1 pseudogene is annotated in these 214 nt (G+C 39.3%); it reads left to right on the top strand.

Annotated features, from left to right (window positions below):
* Positions 1-214: pseudogene (locus CHH91_RS21070) on the top strand (metal-dependent hydrolase); the annotation flags it as partial.

Here is a 214-nt window from a genome sequence, read left to right as displayed (position 1 = left end):
TATCTATGTAGGATTGGTTTTATACTATGTATGGCGGATTAGTGAGAAGAGAGATGTTGTCAAGCAGGCAAGGCAACACCATCCAAATGCTACCCATATCTTTGTATCGCCGACAATTCGCTGGAACAAATGGCATCTTGTTATTCGGACACCTGATATGCTTTATGTAGCCCAATCAAAAAATAAAAAGATCACTTTCTTTGAACGTTATGCC

The sequence above is a fragment of the Virgibacillus sp. 7505 genome (assembly GCF_002272135.1).
Taxonomy (GTDB): domain Bacteria; phylum Bacillota; class Bacilli; order Bacillales; family Amphibacillaceae; genus Terribacillus.
This window is presented reverse-complemented; position numbering and strand designations above follow the sequence as displayed.